The organism is Rhizobium sp. RU33A, assembly GCF_900156055.1.
Taxonomy (GTDB): Bacteria; Pseudomonadota; Alphaproteobacteria; order Rhizobiales; family Rhizobiaceae; genus Allorhizobium.
On sequence record NZ_FTMQ01000008.1, the window covers coordinates 74076 to 92622 of the forward strand.

The following is an 18547-nucleotide window of genomic DNA, read 5'->3' on the forward strand; positions in this document are numbered from 1 at the left end:
CGTCCTGGTCAGACGTATGTATGTGATCGAACACAGGGCCCATCAGCCCTTGGACAAGAGATTGCGACGGCAAGCAAACGATCCACCGCCTCGTCGCTTCATTTTAAGGCTATCGGAATGGCAATTGCTTTGCTCGGATTTCAAACCACGATCGCAGCGCCCCTGACGCTGACGGGTATCGGGGTTCATTCCGGCCGCGAGGTCTCCATCACCCTCCAGCCGGCGGAAGCCGGGACAGGTATCGTGTTCGTGCGCCAGCACGACGACGGTTCGACCAGCGAGTATCGTGCGGTTTCTGCACATGTCGGCAATACTGACCTCTGCACCGTGCTCGGCACCAATCCGGCGCGCTCCGTTGCCACCATCGAACATGTTATGGCCGCATTTTATGCGCTCGGTCTCGACAACGTCGTCGTCGAAGTCGACGGCGCCGAAATGCCGATCATGGACGGCAGCTCGGAAGTCTTCATCGATGCGATCGAACAGGTCGGCATCACCAATCTCGGCGTCAAGCGCCGTTACATTCGCGTCACCAAGCCGGTTCGCATCGAGGCCGGTGCGTCATGGTCCGAGTTCCGCCCCTATGACGGCACGCGCTTCGAGGTCGAAATCGACTTCGACAGCAAGCTGATCGGCCGGCAGACGTGGGAAGGCGACCTGACGGCTGAAACCTTCAAGGCCGAGTTGTCGCGCGCGCGCACCTTTGGCTTCATGCGTGATGTCGAGCGCCTCTGGGCTGCCGGTTTCGCTCTTGGCTCCTCGCTCGAGAATTCCGTCGTCATCTCGGACGACGATACCGTGATCAATGTTGAGGGGCTGCGCTACGACAAGGACGAGTTCGTTCGTCACAAGACGCTCGATGCCGTGGGTGACCTCGCTCTCGCGGGTGCCCAGTTCATCGGCTGCTACCGCTCCTATCGCGGCGGTCACAAGATGAATGCGAATGCGCTGAAGGCGCTGCTCAGCGACCCGACCGCCTATGAGGTCGTCGAAGCGCCGAGCCGCAGCCACCAGGTCCGCGCCCGGGAATTCGTTCCGGTTCAGGTTTCGGAATTTGCGCCCTGGTCGGCGTAAGTACAAGACAGATCAGGTAAAGTTCAGCGCCGGCTTCCTAAAGAAGGCCGGCGTTTTGCTGAGCAGAAAAGGATGAGGGCAGAATGGCACTTTCTGGGTGCCCTGCCACAAAAATGCGTTAAAGTCACATCACTGCGTTGCCCTAGTGCCGCTTTTGTGGCTAGAAACGCCAGTTGAAGGCGACGGTTTTCAAGCGGCGCTGCAATCGGGATCTTTCGAATGAATCAAGTGGGATCGGTCGTTGTGAAAAATGCCGTGCGTATTGCGGGCCTGAGCGTCATGTTGTCTTTCGGCGCCGTGCTCGCGGGATGCCAGAGCGACCCTGATATCGACATCAGCAAGCTCGCCGCCGAGACCGAGCCGCCGGAAGTGCTCTACAATCAGGGCCTTGCCAATATCAAGGCCGGCAACATGGCTGAGGCGTCCCGCAAGTTCGATGCGGTCGATGCGCAGAACCCGTTCTCCGAATGGTCGCGCAAGGCGCTCGTGATGAGCACCTTCACGAAGTATCGTCTCGGCCGACATGCCGATGCGATCGCGACCGGCAATCGCTACCTGAGCCTCTATCCGAAGTCCGAGGATGCGGCTTACGCGCAATATCTCGTCGGTCTGGCCTACTGGAAGCAGATTTCGAGCGTCACGCAGGATCAGCGGAACTCGATCAAGACGATCGAAGCGATGGAGCGCGTCGTCAACGACTTCCCCGATTCGGAATATGTCGACGACGCACAGGCGAAGATCCGCTTCGCGCGTGACCAGCTTGCTGGCAAGGAAATGCAGGTCGGACGCTACTATCTGGAGCGGAAGGAATATCTCGCGGCCGTCTCGCGCTTCCGCGTCGTCGTCGAGCAGTATCCGAACACCAACCAGATCGAAGAAGCTCTGGCCCGTCTGGTCGAGTCCTACTATGCCATGGGCGTGGTGTCGGAGGCTCAGGCTGCGGCGGCGGTGCTCGGACACAATTATCCGGACAGCCAATGGTATGCCGACAGCTATGCGCTGTTGCAGAGGGGCGGTCTCGAACCGCGTGAGAATTCCGGTTCGTGGATCACCCGCGCCGGTCGCAGGCTGCTGATCGGGACCTGACGGTCTTAAGTCACGAAGTGAGAAACTGAGCCTATGCTGGTCCAGCTGTCGATCCGCGATATCGTTCTGATCGAGCGGCTGGATCTTGCCTTCGAGACCGGTCTATCCGTGCTGACAGGTGAAACCGGAGCCGGCAAATCCATTCTTCTCGACAGCCTCTCGCTGGCCCTTGGGGGCCGCGGCGACGGCTCGCTCGTGCGCCATGGCGAGGACAAGGGGCAGGTCACTGCCGTCTTCGATGTCGGCGGCAGTCATCCAGCCCGCACGCTGTTGAAGGGCAATGGCGTCGATGACGACGGCGACCTCATCTTCCGACGCGTCCAATCCGCCGATGGCCGTACCCGTGCCTATATCAATGATCAGCCTGTCAGCGTGCAGTTGATGCGCCAGGTCGGCCAGTTGCTGGTCGAGATCCATGGCCAGCATGACGACCGCGCGCTGATCGACACGAATGCCCACCGTATGCTGCTCGACGCCTTTGCCGGGCTGACCGACGAGGCGCTGGATCTCGGGGAAAGCTATCGCCGCTGGCGGGAGGCCGAGCGGGCCTACAAGACCCACAAGGCGAAGGTCGAGGCGGCTGCACGCGAAGCCGACTATCTGCGGGCCTCCGTCGAGGAGCTGGAGGGTCTCTCGCCGCTTGATGGCGAGGAGGAGGACCTTGCTGAACGACGCTCCGCAATGCAGAAATCCGAACGTATCGCCGGCGATATTGCCGAGGCCTCCGAATTTCTCAATGGCAATGCTTCGCCCGTGCCGCATATCGCATCCCTGATGCGCCGACTGGAACGCAAGAGCCATGAGGCTCCCGGACTGCTGGAAGAGACCGTGCAACTGCTTGGCACGGCTCTGGACACGCTGTCAGCCGCTCAGATGGAAGTGGAAGCTGCCTTGCGCCGCACGGAATTCGATCCGCGCGAACTGGAGCGGGTTGAAGAGCGTCTGTTTGCGCTTCGCGCTGCCGGCCGGAAGTATTCGGTCGCCGTGGCAGATCTCCCGGCGCTTGCCGAAAAGATGGTGGCTGATCTCGCCGATCTCGATGCCGGCGAAGAGCGGCTTGGCCAGTTGGAAGCAGCCGTAAGCGAGACCAGGGCGCATTACGATCATCTGGCACTGCAGCTGTCCGGTAAACGGCAGAACGCCGCCCAGGCGCTCGCCGATGCCGTCATGCAGGAACTGCCGGCGTTGAAGCTTGAGCGCGCGCGTTTCATGGTCGAGGTCTCAGCCGACGCCGACAACGCGACCGCCGACGGTATCGACACGGTCGAATTCCACGTTCAGACCAACCCCGGCACGCGGCCCGGCCCGATCATGAAGGTGGCCTCGGGCGGTGAGCTGTCGCGCTTTCTGCTCGCGCTCAAGGTGGCGCTTGCCGATCGCGGTTCGGCGCCCACGCTTGTCTTCGACGAGATCGACACCGGGGTCGGCGGTGCGGTTGCCGATGCCATCGGCCAGCGGCTGAAGCGCCTGTCTGCCAAGGTTCAGGTTCTGTCCGTCACCCATGCGCCGCAGGTTGCGGCTCGCGCGTCGGCGCACTTCCTGATCTCTAAGGGACCGACCGGCGATGCGGGGGACAAGATCGCGACCCGGGTTGCCATCATGGAGCCGGAGCATCGCAAGGAAGAGATCGCGCGCATGCTTGCCGGCGCATCCGTCACCGACGAGGCGCGGGCGGCAGCCGCCAAGCTGCTTGCCGCCGGCGAGTGAGCCACATCCATCCGGCTGTGGTTGCCTTCCACCCTGAAACCTGTTTCGTTGCCGCATCATGATGGACCTGATCCAGATCTACTGGGCCGAAACCCTTGCCGTTCTGTCCGTCGTTTTCGGCACGGTGGCGGCCACCCATGCGGCGATGACGAAACGCGAGGTGCGCTCGGCGCTCGGCTGGGTCGGCATCATCATCCTGTCGCCGCTGGTGGGCGCAATGATCTACGCGGTGGCGGGGATCAACCGTATCCGGCGCGCAACGCTCATCTCCAGACGCGCGCTCGAACTCGACGAGATCTGGCGCAGCCTCTCGCTCTACAGCGTCGACCGCGAAACCGTGGCCGGCCAGTTCGGCGACCGATTCGGACCGATGAAACTGCTCGGTGACAGGGTAACCCGGCATCCTCTGTCGTCGGGCAACCATATCGCGATGCTCTCGACCGGCGATGAGACCTTCGATGCCATGTGCCAGGCAATCGAAGCTGCGCAACACAGCGTCATCCTTGAAACCTACATCTTCGATCGCGATGTCGTCGGCCGACGCGTGGCCGACTGCCTGATCGCCGCGCATCAGCGCGGTGTCGCCGTCCGTGTGATCGTTGATGCCGTCGGTGCGCGTTACAGCGTCCCCAGCATTATCGGCTATCTCGAAGAGGGGGGCGTTCCCGCCGCCGTCTTCAACGGGCAGGTCATCATGGGGTTGCGGCTGCCTTACGCCAATCTGCGCACGCACCGGAAAATTCTGGTTACGGACGGGACCACCGCCTTTGTCGGCGGCATGAATATCCGTGCGGGCTTCACCGGGCCGGATGGCGCGCGCGACACCCATTTTCGGGTGACCGGACCTGTTGTCGCCGACATTCTGGCTGTTGCCGCCGAAGACTGGCACTTCGAGACCGGTGAAGTGCTGCTGGGGCCGGAATGGGGCGTCCGGCTCGATGACGCGGTGCCGGGAGCAGGGACCGCTGTCCGGGCGGTGGTGTCCGGCCCTGACACGCATATCGAGACGAATCATCGGCTTCTGCTCGGCGCTTTTTCCGTCGCCGAACGGTCAATCCGGATCGTCTCTCCATACTTTCTGCCCGATACGACCTTTATTGCGGCACTGAACACGGCAGCCCGTCGGGGCGTTCAGGTGGACGTGATCGTGCCCTCGCAGAACAATCTGGCGATCGTCGCGCGTGCAATGATGGGGCAGTTCGACCAGATCCTCCGCGAAGGGTGTCGGGTGCATCTGGCGGACGGTCCATTCGATCATTCGAAGCTGATGGTCATTGACCGGCAATGGTGTTTCATTGGCTCGTCCAATCTCGACTCGCGTTCGCTGCGACTGAATTTCGAGATCGATCTCGAGGTCTATGATCGGGACCTTGCCGCGCAGATCGAAGACCGGATCGATCGCAGCCTGTCCAGCGCCGGGCAGGTCACCCTTGATACCCTCCGCGCACGATCTCTGCCCAATCGGATGATTGATCGCTTGTTCTGGCTGGGATCGCCCTATCTTTGATCGAGGACGGCGTTTTGTGCGTGGCCTCAACCGCAACCGGCCCCCGGCCCAACCGACGACGGATGCAACAGGTGTGATGAAGAAGACCAAGCCGAGCCTCGCCCGCACGATGGTGACATCCATTCGCAATCGCAGATGGCGTCCAGCGGAGCGGGTGGTCAAGGCACAGGTCGATGGTGCGCTGACCGTCGCTTCCTACAATGTGCACAAATGCGTCGGCACAGACGGCCGATTTGATCCCGAACGCATCATCGACGTTATCAGGGAAATCGGTCCCGACGTGATCGCGCTGCAGGAGGCAGACCAGCGTTTCGGCGAGCGCTCCGGGCTTCTCGATCTCAATCGGCTGCGGCTGGAGACAGGCCTTCTTCCGGTACCGGTACTCACCGGGCCGAAGTCGCATGGATGGCGGGGCAATGTGCTGCTGTTTCGCGAAGGGATTGTGCGCGACGTGCATCAGGTGGCACTGCCCGGTCTTGAGCCGCGGGGCGCCCTGGTGGCCGAAATCGATATTGAAGGCCGGGCTGGGCTGCGGGTGATTGCCGCGCATCTCGGATTGTTGCGCTGGGCGCGCCGCCAGCAGGCGGATGTCATTCTCGATCTCTTGCAGAACCGCGCCGAGCGGGCCACGCTCTTGATGGGGGATTTCAACGAGTGGCGGCTGGGGCCCGGTTCCGCGCTGACACGGCTGGAGCCGGTTTTTGGGCCGTTGCCGCCTCCAATCCCGAGTTTCCCGGCTCGAATGCCGGTTCTCTCGCTCGATCGGATCATGGCGAACCGGTCCGGTCTGATCGCCGATCTGACGGCCCATGATACACCTCTTGCCCGCCTTGCTTCCGATCATCTGCCGCTGACGGCACGGCTTGATCTCAGCAAGGTGGAGGAGTGAGCGCACGCTCTTTTCATTCGCCGATTTTCCGCTAAACCCGACTGACGAAATGCGGAGGTTGCCATGGCTGATGAGACCATTCCTGTCGAGACCTTGACCGAGGAACAGGCGAAGGCCGAACTGCAGCGGCTGGCAAGCGAGATCGCCCATCACGATGCGCTTTATCACGGCAAGGACAAGCCGGAGATCTCGGACGCGGATTATGACGCGCTGAAGCTGCGCAATGATGCGATCGAAGCGCAGTTTCCGCAGCTGGTGCGAACCGACAGTCCCTCACAGCGCGTCGGTGCGGCCCCCGCCGGGATCTTCGCGCAGGTGGTTCACGCCCGCCCGATGCTGTCGCTCGACAACACCTTTTCCGACGAGGACGTCCAGGACTTCGTGTCTTCCGTCTACCGCTTCCTCGGCCAGCTGCCGGACAATTCCATCGCCTTTACCGCCGAACCGAAGATCGACGGGCTCTCGATGTCGCTGCGCTACGAGAACCGCAAGCTGGTGACGGCGGCGACCCGCGGCGACGGCACGACGGGCGAAAACGTCACCGCCAATATCCTGACGATCAAGGAAATCCCGACCGAGCTTCCGGAGGACGCCCCCGACATCGTCGAGGTGCGCGGCGAGGTCTATATGGCGAAGTCCGACTTCCTGGCGCTCAACGCGCAGATGGAGGCCGAGGGCAAGCAGACCTATGTCAATCCGCGCAACACGGCTTCCGGCTCGCTGCGCCAGCTCGATCCGAAGGTGACGGCGAACCGCAAGCTGCGCTTCTTTGCCTATGCCTGGGGCGAGATGAGCCAGATGCCGGCCGAGACGCAATGGGAGATGGTGCAGGTCTTTGGCCGTTGGGGGTTCCCGATCAATCCGCTGACGCAGCGTCTGACGTCGATTTCGTCCATACTTGACCATTACCGCGAGATCGGGCTGCAGCGTCCTGATCTCGACTACGACATCGACGGTGTCGTCTACAAGGTCGACCGGCTCGATCTTCAGGCGCGCCTCGGTTTCCGGTCCCGATCACCCCGCTGGGCGACGGCGCACAAGTTCCCGGCGGAGCAGGCCTTCACCACGGTCGAGGCGATCGACATCCAGGTGGGCCGCACGGGTGCTTTGACGCCTGTCGCGCGTCTGACGCCGATCACCGTCGGCGGCGTCGTCGTCACCAATGCGACGCTGCACAACGAGGACTACATCAAGGGCATCGGCAATTCCGGAGACCGCATCCGGCCTGACGACCATGACATTCGTATCGGCGATACCGTGATCGTCCAGCGCGCCGGCGACGTTATCCCGCAGGTGCTCGACGTGGTGCTGGAAAAGCGGCCAGAGGACTCGGCGCCCTATGTCTTCCCGAAGACCTGCCCGGTCTGTGGCAGCCATGCCGTGCGGGAGAAGAACGAGAAGACGGGCAAGCTTGATTCGGTCACGCGCTGCACCGGCGGTTTCGTCTGCCGGGCCCAGGCCGTCGAGCACATCAAGCATTTCGTCTCGCGCAATGCCTTCGACATCGAAGGGCTCGGGACGAAGCAGGTCGACTTCTTCTTCGAAAGCGACGATCCGGCGCTGATGATCCGCACGGCGCCCGACATCTTCACGCTGAAGGCACGCCAGGACCAGTCGCTGACCAAGCTCGAGAATATAGAAGGATTTGGTCGTGTCAGCGTCCGCAAGCTGTTCGAGGCGATCGATGCGCGGCGCGAGATCGCGCTCCACCGACTAATCTTTGCGCTCGGCATCCGCCATGTCGGTGAGACCACGGCCAAGCTTCTGGCGCGCTCCTATGGCAGCTACGCAGCCTTTGCGGAAGCCATGCAGGCGGCCGGGCCAAAGTTTGGCGACACCTGGAACGAGTTGAACAGCATCGATGGGATCGGCGAGGTGGTCGCCGCCTCGATCGTCGAGTTCTTCAAGGAGCCGCGCAATCTCGAAGTCGTACAGCGCCTTTTGAGCGAAGTGACGCCGGTGGACGCCGAGGCACCGATCACAAGCGACAGTCCCGTGGCTGGCAAGACCGTCGTCTTCACCGGATCGCTGGAGCGCTTCACGCGTGATGAGGCGAAGGCCAGGGCCGAAGGGCTCGGAGCCAAGGTTGCGGGCTCTGTATCGAAGAAGACGGATTATGTGGTTGCGGGTCCGGGTGCAGGCTCGAAGCTCGATAAGGCCCGTGAGCTCGGCGTTCAGGTGATGACCGAAGACGAGTGGTTGACGCTGATCGGCGGCTGAGGTCAGGCTGCCGTAATCGCTGTTTCCGCAAGGTCCAGGCGAGCGGGTTCCTGCTGATGGGGCGTGCGCGGCAGGTCGCGTTCAAGCACGATCCTGTTGCGGCCGGACGACTTCGCGAGATAAAGCGCCTGATCGGCTGCGGCGTAGACGGCCGTGAAATCGCGAAGCGGCGTGATGTCGGCCAAGCCGCCGGATATGGTAACGGCGATCGACTGGTGAACGGACTCGACCAGACGATTGGCAATGGTTCGCCGTAGCTTTTCCGCCATCGCGATGACATCGGCAAACTCGGCATCCCGAAAGAGGATGGCGAACTCTTCTCCGCCGATACGCGCGACGAGATGGGCGGGTCCGGTGATTTCGCAGAGCGTTTTTGCAACCGAGACAATCACATCGTCGCCGGCCAGATGGCCATAGCGGTCGTTGATCTGCTTGAAACGGTCGATGTCCAAGATCAGCAGATGCCCGCGCTCAACCTGAGAGAGATCGTCGATGAAGGCGCGGCGATTGAGAAGGCCGGACAGCATGTCGGTTCGGCTCAACTGGCGGAATTCGAGCCTAGTTCTGGCGAGGTGGATGACCGCATAACCCATGTAGAGCGAGCAGAGCATCGTCAGGACGAAGGATACAATCATGGCGATGCCACAGCCGATTGCCAGATCGCGCAACAACGGGTTGAGCAAGACATCGAAGGCGTGCAGGACAAGCAAGATGCCTGCGACCATGAAGCAGGCGATGATGGAATTACGGATCGACAGTCTGGTCGCAAAGCGGATCACCGCATCCCAGTTGTCGAATTCTGTCAGCCCAATATCGCGGATGACCCACGCTTCAATCCGTTGCTTCAACATAGGTTTTGACCACACAGAAAGACTTGAAACGAAAATCGATCAGTCGACGCGAGAGCTTATCTGTCGCCGTCTGCTGTCATGAAATATGGTTGCTCGCAAACATTGCGACCGCTTTCCCGCAAGGTGCCGAATGCAACCCTGACCGTAAAGAGTTCATTTTCATTTCTACTAGTATTAATCCCCTAAAAATTAAGGTTCGATGAATCCAAAACCCTGGATTGCATATGGCCGCGTGCCCATCCGATACGTTCACGGCTCAGTGAAGCCGGATGGGACAACCTGCAGCTGATGGAGAGACGGATTGTTGACGAAGAGCAGGCCGCCCCGGGACGTCGAGCCGGCAGCGACGTAGTCGAAGGTCATTCCCGCTTCCTCGATCAGCTCAGGTCCGTCGAGCAGGGCCGCCGTTATTTCCACCGCAGCGGCCGCCTGATCACCTGAATTGCTTACCTCGATCATGACGCGCCAGCCGGAGGACTGGGGAGCAATGGCGAGGATCTGGACGGCAAGTTCCGGTGGGCGGTCGTGGCTCGTCATCGCTTCGAATACCATCCAGCCGATCATCGCAACGACAATGGTGGTTGCCGCAAGGCCGGTGAGCCATTCCACCCAATGCGGGCGGATGGGGTCGGTCGCTTTGCTGGCATTGTCACGGGTCATGTCGGGCCTCCTCAAAGGATAAGTCTGGCGGCCGCCGCGCCGATCGCTGCCGGGAAGCCGAGCACGACCAGCGTTAGAAGGGCCTCTGCCATGCCGAGGTCATCCAGCCGGCCGAAGGTCCAGAGGCTGTAGAGGCTGACGGCAAGGGCGACGACATAGCCGGGGATCGTGAACCTGACAAAGGCATGCCAGACCGGCGTATCCTCCTGAAGACTGTGGCTGCCCTTGAAGGCGAGCGCATAGACGAAGCCATGCATCAGCATCATCGACAGTGCCATGAGGGCAAGCGCATGCCAGATGGTCATTTTGTAAGCGAGAAGGATCATCTCTTCTGTCGGCGCCAGATTGAGCGACAGGAAAAGCGCGCCGACGGCCATCATGAAGAGCTCGGTGAGATAGCCCGGATTGGCCTCCTGGCTTGGATCGGCACCGTCCTGCTCGTCATCGGCATCATCGTCCTGCATGCTGAGCTGGCTTCGGCCGAGCAATGCACCGATGCTGGCCGGTACTGCCTGTAGAGCCACCATTCCAACCCATTCGCGCGGTGCCATGTCGAGCTTGATCACCCCGAGCAGAACAAGGATCAGCGCACTGGCGGCGACGCCCATGCCATAGGCGACGATCGCGTCGCGGGCCGATTCGCGCCATGTGGCGGTCCGTTCGAAACCGATACGGTGGGAAAGTCCGACGAGGAGAGGCAGATTGAGGACCAGCAGCAGAAGAAGCCGCTCTCGGTCCATGTAAAAGCCGAGGAACCACATCTCCATGGTCATCAGCATGGGGATGGAGAAGAGAAGGGCACCGGCAAGCCCGCGTGCAAGGCCGACGAGAAACCGGCTTATCCGTGCCGATTCGTGACGTTCATCTGCGACTTCTGCCATTGTTCCACCGTCCCTTGCCGCGCAGGGAATGCGCAAATGGGGGTGGTTGTTCCGTCTGGCAGGAGGTTGACCGGCTGCCGATAGGCAACCGGTTCACGTCTGGCAGGAGTGTTGCAGGCGCACTTCCTGCGGCCAAGGGCTGATCAGCCCTTCGGCTTGAATGTCTTTTTCTTGGGGCCTGCCGATGGGCCACGGTCGTCGAACTTACCCTTGGGCTTTCCGGCGCCGGCGAAAGCCGGCTTGTCGCCCTTCGGCTTGCCGGACCAGTCGGGCTTGGCAGGCTTGTCCCAGGAATTCGACGCACCCTTCGGCTTCTTCTTGAAGCCTAGCTTGTCGTCGCTCCAGTCGGTACGCTTCGGCTTGGGCGCGTCGCCCCAGACTTCAGAATCCGTCACCGCCATTGCGTCGCGCGGCGGCCGGGCAGGGCTGTCGTCCTTGCGGGCGTAGGGCTTCTTGTCGCCAAACGGCTTCTTTTCACCGTAGGGTGCCTTGTCGCCATAGGCCTTCTTTTCGCCGTAGGGCTTCTTGTCACCAAAAGGCTTCTTGTCGCCAAAGGGCTTGCGGTCGCCGTCCTCGCGCGGGGGGCGGGGGGCACGTTCCTTCGGAGCTGCGTTAAAGTCCGGCATGCCGGGGAGCTGGGAAAGCGTAATGCCGCGTTCAAGCGCCTTGTTCGGGCCAAGCGCGCCCAGGAACGTATCGAGCGCGCTCTCGGCGATCTCGACGAAGGTTTCCTCCGGCTGCATCTTGATTGCGCCGATCTCGTTCTTGGTGATGTTGCCGTTGCGGCAAAGCATCGGGATCAACCAGCGCGGCTCGGCATTCTGGCGGCGGCCGACGGAAACGGAGAACCAGACGCTGGCGCCAAAATCGCCGCGCGGCTTGGTCGCCGAGTTGGCCGGGTTGGCATAGTCCGGCTCCTTGCGGGCCTTGCCTGCTTCGAGGCTGACGGGGATCAGATCTTCCGGTGCCGAGCGATGGCCACGCTGCAGGCGCAGGAATGCAGCAGCGATCTGCTCGGCGCCGTGCGTTGCGATCAGCGCCTCAATCATCGGAACTTCGTCTTCGGTGATCACCTGTGTAAGCGAGGGATCGGCCATCAGGCGTTCGTCATCACGGGCCTGAACTTCGTCGGCAGACGGCGGCAGGGCCCAGGTCGGACGGACATTGGCCCCGCCGAGCAGGCGTTCGGCCTTGCGGCGCGCGCTGTTCGGGACGATGAGCGCAGACACACCCTTGTTGCCGGCGCGGCCGGTACGGCCGGACCGATGCAGAAGGGTTTCAGAGTTGGTCGGCAGGTCGGCATGGATGACGAGTTCGAGACCCGGCAGATCGATGCCGCGAGCGGCGACGTCTGTCGCGACGCAGACGCGCGCACGGCCGTCGCGCATCGCCTGCAGCGCGTGGGTGCGTTCGTTCTGCGAGAGTTCGCCCGACAGTGCCACGACGGAGAAACCGCGATTGTGTAGGCGGGCCGTCAGGTGATTTACGGCAGCACGGGTGGAGCAGAATACAATCGCGTTCTTCGCCTCGTAAAAGCGCAGCACGTTGATGATGGCATTCTCGCGATCGGGATTGGCAACGGCCAGCGCACGATACTCGATGTCGACATGCTGCTTCTGCTCGGACAATGCCTCGATGCGGCGCGCGTCGCGCTGGTAGCTTTTCGCAAGATCCGCGATCGAGCGCGGCACTGTCGCCGAGAACATCAGCGTGCGGCGATCGTCGGGCGATTCTTGGAGGATGAATTCGAGATCCTCGCGGAAGCCGAGATCGAGCATCTCGTCAGCCTCGTCGAGCACGACGACGCGCATCTGGGACAGGTCTAGCGCGCGGCGGGTAATGTGGTCTCGCAGGCGCCCCGGTGTGCCGACGATGATATGGGCACCGCGCTCAAGCGCCCGGCGCTCGTTACGGATATCCATGCCGCCGACACAGGAACCGATGATCGCGCCGGTCTCGGCATAGAGCCATTCGAGCTCACGCATGACCTGCATGGCCAGTTCGCGAGTCGGGGCGATTGCGAGCGCCAGCGGCGCGCCGGCTCGCTCGAAACGACCGCCTTCCGGCAGCAGCGTCGGGGCCATGGCGAGACCGAAGGCAACCGTCTTGCCGGAGCCCGTCTGGGCGGACACGAGCGCGTCGCGACCCTCCAGCTCAGGGTCGATCATGGCCTGCTGCACGGGGGTCAGGGTGTCGTAGCCGCGCTTGCGCAAGGCATCAGCGATCGCCGGAACGATGGCGTCGAAATCAGTCATGGAGTGGTCTTTCGAATGTGATGGATGATGCGGGCCAAAGCGCCGCGCCCGCCGATTGCGGGTATGTTGGGGCTGTTCCTACTCGTCTCGACCCAAAAAGTCGAGAGGCAGGGAACGAAAACGCTGCGCTATGGTGAACCATGGGCCTCGCACCATCCGGACACGTCATGAGCGAAGCCGCGCCATGGCCAGGGCTTCGACATAGGTTCCGCCGCGAAAGGCATAGTTCGCCATTCGTCCCTCCACTGTGAAGCCAAAGCTCTCATAGAGGGCGATCGCGGCGGAATTGTCCGCGTGTACTGTCAGTTCAAGGCGCCGCAGGTTCAGCCAGTCATCGGCGATCTCGATGGCTTCGCCGAGGAGCGCGCGACCGATCCCGCGGCGGGTGAAGTCGTCATGTACGCCCATGCCGAGCGTTGCGACATGGGCGCGCCTGCCTTTTGCCGGCGACAAACCGATATCGCCGACCACCACGCCGTCGAATACGGCCACGAGGTATCGGGCATCGACGGACTGCTGTTCTATGCCGCGCCTGATTTCCTCGACGCTGTGATAGGGCAGGCGCATGGTGCCCCAGCGGTAGCCCGGCAGGTTGTGCAAGTCGGCGATTGCGGCAGCGTCGGCCAGGGATCGCGCACGGATGGTCAGGCCTTCGGGCCAGGTACGCTTATCTCGGGAAGCGACGGGATGTGATTGCGGCATGCTTGCTCTCCATGTCTTTGGCGGGAGAGCGAACCGGACGCCTGCTCAACCGCAGGGCGTTCGGGATAAGTAGGTTCTACAGACGCGACCTGACCCGGACACCCTTGCAAAGGGGGATCACATGAAGGGTCATAGCGGTGGTCGAGTACGTTGTAGCCATCCGCACATGATGGAGACGGCGCAGGCGTCGGTCAAGAGAGACGCCCGGACCCTTGTCCGAATCCGCTTGAGGTTTTAAGGCTTTGAAATGTCCACCTCCCAATTCTCCGGCAAGACGATTGCCATCGACTTCGAGACCGCGACCGAGGCGCGTGCCAGTGCCTGCTCCATCGGTCTCGCCTTCATCGAGAACGGCCGTGTCGTGCGCGTCGAGGAGCGCCTGATCCGGCCGCCGGAAAATCGCTACTCGCCCTTCAACATCGCCATTCACGGCATCCGGCCCGAACATACGGCCAATGCGCCCGAGTTTACCGAAGTGATGGCAGAGTTTGCCGGTGACTTCGAGGGCGCACGAATGATCGCCCACAATGCATCCTTCGACTTTTCCGTGCTCAGGGCCTGCCTCGATCTGTCGGGGCTAGATTATCCGGAATTGTCTTACCTCTGCAGCGTCAAGCTCGCCCAGCGCCACTGGCCTTCGCTCGGATCGCACCGGCTGAACGTGCTGGCCGCGCATCTTGGCGTCAGCTTCCTGCACCACAACGCCGCCGAAGATGCGCGCATCTGCGCCGAAGCCTGCCTTGCCATGGCTCTCGAGGCCGAAGTCGACGACCTTTTTGACTTGGCGCTGAAGCTCGGGCTCAATCCGGGCCGTCTGCACCGGCAGGGCTATGATGCCTGCTCCTTTGCCCGCAAGCCGAAGAAGAAAGTGCTCGCCTTGCAAGCGTGACCGGGCATCCTATCTTCAGGGATATCACGAAGGAGTGAAGTCCATGTCGATTCGTAAAGCCGCCGCCGCTGCCGTCATTCTCGCCTCGACGGCGATCCCTGCATCGTCCGAGGTCGTCGGCAAGGTCGGCGTTGACTGGGTCGGCAATGACATTGTCATCGAAGCGATGACGGATCCTGAAGTGAAGGGCGTCACTTGCCACGTCACCTATTTCGATCGCTCGATCATCGATCGCTTGTCCAAAGGCAACTGGTTCGAGGATCCTTCCAACAACTCGATTGCCTGCCGTCAGACTGGACCGATCGAGATCGGTGACATCGATCTTTCGGAAGAAGGAGAAGAGGTGTTCCGGGAAGGCTTGTCGATCATCTGGAAGTCGCTCGTCGTCAATCGCATCTACGACAAGAAGAACGATACGCTGATCTATCTTGCCCACTCGCGACAGGTTGTCGAAGGGTCGGCCAAGATGGCGATCTCGACCGTGCCGCTGTTCAATCAGACTGTCGTCTGGACTTCGGGCAAACCGAATTGACAGACCAGTTTTGGGGGGAATTGAGATTGGCGAGCCCGGTGTGACATCTGTCACTTCAACGGGACGATGCCGTGGGTCATGCATGTCGAACCGGCACCGCGTCACCCCCAATTTCGCAGCCGGACGGAGAGGATCCTGTTCAACTCTCCACACAAAGACGCCCTGGAACCTTGCGGATCCAGGGCGTTATCATAAGGCGAGCGATGTCTTACTTGACGTAGACGATCTTGCCGCCGTTGGCAGCTTCGTCAACGTGGAATACGTTGTTGGTCTGAACGCTCTCGGCCTCAAGAGCCTGTGCGATCGCCGGGTCAGACGAAATCTGCGCCTGCGCTTCGGTCATCGACTCCGAGCTGTTGGCCAGCTGCGAAAGACGGGTGTGTTCAGAGCGGTCCTGGTCGTTGTCCAGGCTGTCGAGACGAACGATGCTAACGCCCTCGGTAGCCATGGTCGTGGAATTGGTCGTGGTCGTCGTGTCGACCATCGGTGCAGCGGTCTGGGCAAGGGCAACGCCCGAAACGGAGGCGATGGACATGGCACCGGCGAGCGCAAGCTTTACTGCAGAATTCATGGTCTTTCTCCTTGGTTTCTCTTCAGAATTTTTTGCTTCGTGGGAAGCTGACAGAAGAACGCAGGACCATGACCAGGGTTCCGACAGGTGTGAAAATTATTTATAAATCATAACAAATATTCGTCTTAATTTTATACAACGAAAGAACACGCCACCGGCGGGGCCGATCGCGTTCCAAACGAAACGGAAGAAAAAATGCTCCGCAGATACGGAGCATTTTCCTGGGAAGGGAATGCGGCTTAGGCGGCCTGAGCGAGCTCGTCGGCGATGACGGTGTCGAGGTTGAGGAAGCAGACCATCTGTTTCTCGAGCGCGACGATACCGCGGCAGAAGGCGCGCTGGGCTTCCGGGATGATTTCCGGTGCCGGCTGAAGGTCTTCACTCTTGATCGTCATCATGTCCGAGACTTGTTCGACCAGCAGTCCGACCAGCTTGCCGGCGATATCGGTGACGATGATCGCCGCGCGTTCCGAGGGTTCGGTCATCTTCATGCCGAGACGGCAGGCCATGTCGATGACCGGGATGACGGCGCCGCGCAGGTTGATCAGGCCGAGAACGTAAGGGGGGGTATGCGGCATCGGGGTGACCGGTGCCCAGCCGCGGATTTCGCGGATGGCCATGATGTCGATGCAGAATTCCTGGTCGCCAAGATGGAAGGATACGATTTCCAGATAGGCGCCCGACTGTTTGATGGCATTACTCATGTTCAGAACTCTTCCCAGTGTTCCTGAGCTGCGGCAGCAGAGGCTGTTGCCGTAGCGGTACGGTTGAACGATCCCGCAACCTTGTTCATCAGCGCCCGTGCGGGAGACGGTCTCTGAGGGGAGGCGGCGCGCGCAGCCTCCTGATATTGATCATGAGCAGCTTCGCCCAAGTTCACCTTGAACTGTCCGACAAGTCGCGAAAGGTTTTCCGCGTCGCTTGCCAGCGTGTGGCTCGCCGCATTGGTCTGCTCCACCATCGCGGCATTCTGTTGCGTGACCTGATCCATCTGGCTGACGGCCGAATTGATCTCGCTCAGTCCAACTGATTGTTCTCTCGCGCTGGTAACGATTGCCTTAACGTGCTCGTTAATTCGTAAAACATCTTCGCCAATCCGGTGCAGCGCCTGTCCGGTCGCCGTCACCAGCTCCACCCCGGAGCGCACTTCGTCGTTGGAACGGGTGACCAGGGTCTTGATGTCACGCGCCGCATCGGCAGCGCGTCCGGCCAATGCCCGGACTTCTTGCGCAACGACAGCAAAGCCCTTGCCGGCGTCGCCGGCACGGGCCGCCTCGACGCCCGCGTTCAGGGCGAGAAGGTTGGTCTGGAAGGCGATCTCATCGATGACGTTGATGATCTTGCCGATTTCGTCGGTCGCATCCTCGATGCGGTTCATCGCGGACATGGCGTCATTGACGACGGCGCCGGATTTCTCGGCGTAGTCCTTTGCATTATCGACCATATGGCTGGCTTCTTCGGCCCGGTCGGTTGCGCTCTTCACGGTCTCGGTGATCTCGGAAAGGGCGGCGGAGGTTTCCTCGAGCGAGGCAGCCTGCTGCTCGGTGCGGCGCGCGAGATCGTCTGCGGCGCTCTTCATCTGCTGGCTGTTGGCGCGAATCGAGCTGCTGTTGGTCGCAATCTCGGTCATAACCCGCTTGAGGTTGGAGGCCACTTCGTTGAAATCTGTCCTGAGCCGCTCGAGATCCTGCGGGAAGGGCACAACGATGGTTGCGCAGAGATCACCCTGAGACAGGCGGGTCAGTCCTTCCCCGAGCGCGTCGACCGCGAGCTTGAGAGCGCGCGTGTCGGCTTCCATGGTTGCCGTGCGGCTCTCGCGCTCAGCTTCGTTCTGCCGGCGCTGGGCAAGGCTTGCTTCCTCCAGGTCATGCTTCTCGATTGCGGCCTTGCGGAAGATATCGGCCGAACGGGCCATGCCGCCGATTTCGTCATGCCGGTCAGTCCCAGCGACTTCCGTCTGGTAGTCGCCGTCCGTGATGCGCTGCATGCTCGTGCGAACGAGCCGGATGCCGTTGGCAATCGAGTTGCCGTGAATGAGCTGAAGTGCGATCACCGAGAAGAAGGCTATACTGCCCAGCCCAAGCTGGAAGGTCAGCGCCTGATTGCTTCGGCTGGTTGCCTCGTTGACATAGTCTTCGACCAGATTGCCACCGAGGGCCGAGAGGTTGTTGAGCACGTTGCCCAGACGCTCGCCCGCACCGTCGATCGCATCGTCGATGGCGGCGTATTCTTCTTCCGGCGCGCCGGTCTCGACCATGCGTTTCAGGTCGACCTGTATGGCCTGTGCGACGGCATTCAGGTCCGCTTCGTAGCTTGCGACTTCGCCCGGCGAACCGGCTTCTGCGGCGACAGAGGCAAGTACGGATGCACCATCCCGAAGCAGCGCGACAGCGGCATTGATGATCTCGACACGCTCCGGTTGGATGCTTCCTTCCCCGCTGTCGATGATCGTGTCCATGGCCGCCAGCACCATGTTGGCATTGGCAAGGCGCATCTCGTTGATGCGCTCGACTTCGTTCTTGATCTCGATTGAGTCGTGGATTGCGGTCGATATGCGTGCGTTCTGGTACCAACCGACTGCCAGCATCGAGCCGATGCCGAGCACTGCCGCGGCGCCCAGCGTCATAAGGCGCTGTTTGACGGACAGGTCTTTACCCGTGATGAGATTGACCATGAAACTCCCCAGCCCTTGTCCCGACTGCCCCTGCACGTCGGTGACGTGT

At 61.4% G+C, this 18547-nt stretch carries 16 protein-coding genes; 8 read left to right on the plus strand and 8 right to left on the minus strand.

Going from position 1 to position 18547, the window contains the following annotated elements; translation table 11 throughout:
• The first annotated feature begins 117 nt into the window (after positions 1 to 117).
• The 6 genes from lpxC (at position 118) to ligA (ending at position 8483) form a co-directional block, all read left to right on the plus strand.
• Positions 118 to 1074 (plus strand): UDP-3-O-acyl-N-acetylglucosamine deacetylase, encoded by a 957-nt coding sequence (lpxC, locus tag BW978_RS21575; protein ID WP_076397936.1) that lies wholly within the window; start codon positions 118 to 120, stop codon positions 1072 to 1074.
• 219 nt (positions 1075 to 1293) lie between these two features.
• Complete coding sequence (locus tag BW978_RS21580; RefSeq protein WP_076397939.1) at positions 1294 to 2160, plus strand: outer membrane protein assembly factor BamD; 867 nt, start codon at positions 1294 to 1296, stop codon at positions 2158 to 2160.
• 33 nt (positions 2161 to 2193) lie between these two features.
• Positions 2194 to 3867 carry a DNA repair protein RecN gene (gene recN / locus BW978_RS21585; protein WP_076397941.1) on the plus strand — a complete coding sequence of 558 codons (1674 nt, stop codon included), beginning with the start codon at positions 2194 to 2196 and terminating at the stop codon, positions 3865 to 3867.
• 58 nt (positions 3868 to 3925) lie between these two features.
• Positions 3926 to 5374: a phospholipase D-like domain-containing protein gene (locus tag BW978_RS21590; RefSeq protein WP_076397944.1), complete on the plus strand. Its 1449-nt coding sequence runs from the start codon at positions 3926 to 3928 to the stop codon at positions 5372 to 5374.
• Between the two features lie 76 nt (positions 5375 to 5450).
• Positions 5451 to 6263, plus strand: a complete 813-nt coding sequence (locus BW978_RS21595) for an endonuclease/exonuclease/phosphatase family protein (protein ID WP_076398106.1) — start codon at positions 5451 to 5453, stop codon at positions 6261 to 6263.
• A gap of 63 nt (positions 6264 to 6326) precedes the next feature.
• Positions 6327 to 8483: an NAD-dependent DNA ligase LigA gene (gene ligA, locus BW978_RS21600; protein WP_076397946.1), complete on the plus strand. Its 2157-nt coding sequence runs from the start codon at positions 6327 to 6329 to the stop codon at positions 8481 to 8483.
• Positions 8484 to 8485: 2 nt separating this feature from the next.
• Here ligA and BW978_RS21605 read toward each other — a convergent pair whose 3' ends face one another.
• The 5 genes from BW978_RS21605 to BW978_RS21625 form a co-directional block, all read right to left on the minus strand.
• A complete protein-coding gene (locus tag BW978_RS21605; RefSeq protein ID WP_076397949.1) occupies positions 8486 to 9334 on the minus strand; it encodes a GGDEF domain-containing protein in 849 nt (282 codons plus the stop codon).
• Positions 9335 to 9583: 249 nt separating this feature from the next.
• The gene (locus BW978_RS21610) at positions 9584 to 9994 is read right to left on the minus strand and encodes a hypothetical protein (protein ID WP_076397951.1); all 411 of its coding nucleotides are present in this window, start codon (positions 9992 to 9994) and stop codon (positions 9584 to 9586) included.
• Positions 9995 to 10005: 11 nt separating this feature from the next.
• Positions 10006 to 10875 carry a TIGR02587 family membrane protein gene (locus BW978_RS21615; RefSeq protein ID WP_076397954.1) on the minus strand — a complete coding sequence of 290 codons (870 nt, stop codon included), beginning with the start codon at positions 10873 to 10875 and terminating at the stop codon, positions 10006 to 10008.
• A gap of 143 nt (positions 10876 to 11018) precedes the next feature.
• Complete coding sequence (locus tag BW978_RS21620; protein ID WP_076397957.1) at positions 11019 to 13130, minus strand: DEAD/DEAH box helicase; 2112 nt, start codon at positions 13128 to 13130, stop codon at positions 11019 to 11021.
• Positions 13131 to 13295: 165 nt separating this feature from the next.
• Positions 13296 to 13832, minus strand: coding sequence for a GNAT family N-acetyltransferase (locus tag BW978_RS21625; RefSeq protein WP_076397959.1), 537 nt, complete (start codon positions 13830 to 13832; stop codon positions 13296 to 13298).
• A gap of 247 nt (positions 13833 to 14079) precedes the next feature.
• Here BW978_RS21625 and BW978_RS21630 point away from each other — a divergent pair, with 247 nt between their 5' ends.
• Entirely contained in the window at positions 14080 to 14721 is a 642-nt protein-coding gene (locus BW978_RS21630) for a 3'-5' exonuclease (protein ID WP_076397962.1), read from the plus strand.
• 43 nt (positions 14722 to 14764) lie between these two features.
• On the plus strand, positions 14765 to 15253 hold the full coding sequence (locus tag BW978_RS21635; RefSeq protein ID WP_076397965.1) for a CreA family protein: 489 nt from the start codon (positions 14765 to 14767) through the stop codon (positions 15251 to 15253).
• A 208-nt stretch (positions 15254 to 15461) separates the two neighbouring features.
• Here the strand turns inward: BW978_RS21635 and BW978_RS21640 are convergent, their stop codons facing one another.
• The 3 genes from BW978_RS21640 to BW978_RS21650 form a co-directional block, all read right to left on the minus strand.
• Positions 15462 to 15824, minus strand: coding sequence for a hypothetical protein (locus tag BW978_RS21640; protein ID WP_076397967.1), 363 nt, complete (start codon positions 15822 to 15824; stop codon positions 15462 to 15464).
• Between the two features lie 239 nt (positions 15825 to 16063).
• A complete protein-coding gene (locus BW978_RS21645; RefSeq protein WP_076397970.1) occupies positions 16064 to 16528 on the minus strand; it encodes a chemotaxis protein CheW in 465 nt (154 codons plus the stop codon).
• A 2-nt stretch (positions 16529 to 16530) separates the two neighbouring features.
• Entirely contained in the window at positions 16531 to 18498 is a 1968-nt protein-coding gene (locus BW978_RS21650) for a methyl-accepting chemotaxis protein (RefSeq protein ID WP_076397973.1), read from the minus strand.
• Positions 18499 to 18547 lie beyond the last annotated feature (49 nt).

Bases quoted from the DNA above. Each gene is read 5' to 3' on its own strand.
- lpxC (WP_076397936.1), top strand. From the start codon at position 118: ATGGCAATTGCTTTGCTCGGATTTCAAACCACGATCGCAGCGCCCCTG.
- BW978_RS21580 (WP_076397939.1), top strand. From the start codon at position 1,294: ATGAATCAAGTGGGATCGGTCGTTGTGAAAAATGCCGTGCGTATTGCG.
- recN (WP_076397941.1), top strand. From the start codon at position 2,194: ATGCTGGTCCAGCTGTCGATCCGCGATATCGTTCTGATCGAGCGGCTG.
- BW978_RS21590 (WP_076397944.1), top strand. From the start codon at position 3,926: ATGATGGACCTGATCCAGATCTACTGGGCCGAAACCCTTGCCGTTCTG.
- BW978_RS21595 (WP_076398106.1), top strand. From the start codon at position 5,451: ATGAAGAAGACCAAGCCGAGCCTCGCCCGCACGATGGTGACATCCATT.
- ligA (WP_076397946.1), top strand. From the start codon at position 6,327: ATGGCTGATGAGACCATTCCTGTCGAGACCTTGACCGAGGAACAGGCG.
- BW978_RS21605 (WP_076397949.1), bottom strand. From the start codon at position 9,334: ATGTTGAAGCAACGGATTGAAGCGTGGGTCATCCGCGATATTGGGCTG.
- BW978_RS21610 (WP_076397951.1), bottom strand. From the start codon at position 9,994: ATGACCCGTGACAATGCCAGCAAAGCGACCGACCCCATCCGCCCGCAT.
- BW978_RS21615 (WP_076397954.1), bottom strand. From the start codon at position 10,875: ATGGCAGAAGTCGCAGATGAACGTCACGAATCGGCACGGATAAGCCGG.
- BW978_RS21620 (WP_076397957.1), bottom strand. From the start codon at position 13,130: ATGACTGATTTCGACGCCATCGTTCCGGCGATCGCTGATGCCTTGCGC.
- BW978_RS21625 (WP_076397959.1), bottom strand. From the start codon at position 13,832: ATGCCGCAATCACATCCCGTCGCTTCCCGAGATAAGCGTACCTGGCCC.
- BW978_RS21630 (WP_076397962.1), top strand. From the start codon at position 14,080: ATGTCCACCTCCCAATTCTCCGGCAAGACGATTGCCATCGACTTCGAG.
- BW978_RS21635 (WP_076397965.1), top strand. From the start codon at position 14,765: ATGTCGATTCGTAAAGCCGCCGCCGCTGCCGTCATTCTCGCCTCGACG.
- BW978_RS21640 (WP_076397967.1), bottom strand. From the start codon at position 15,824: ATGAATTCTGCAGTAAAGCTTGCGCTCGCCGGTGCCATGTCCATCGCC.
- BW978_RS21645 (WP_076397970.1), bottom strand. From the start codon at position 16,528: ATGAGTAATGCCATCAAACAGTCGGGCGCCTATCTGGAAATCGTATCC.
- BW978_RS21650 (WP_076397973.1), bottom strand. From the start codon at position 18,498: ATGGTCAATCTCATCACGGGTAAAGACCTGTCCGTCAAACAGCGCCTT.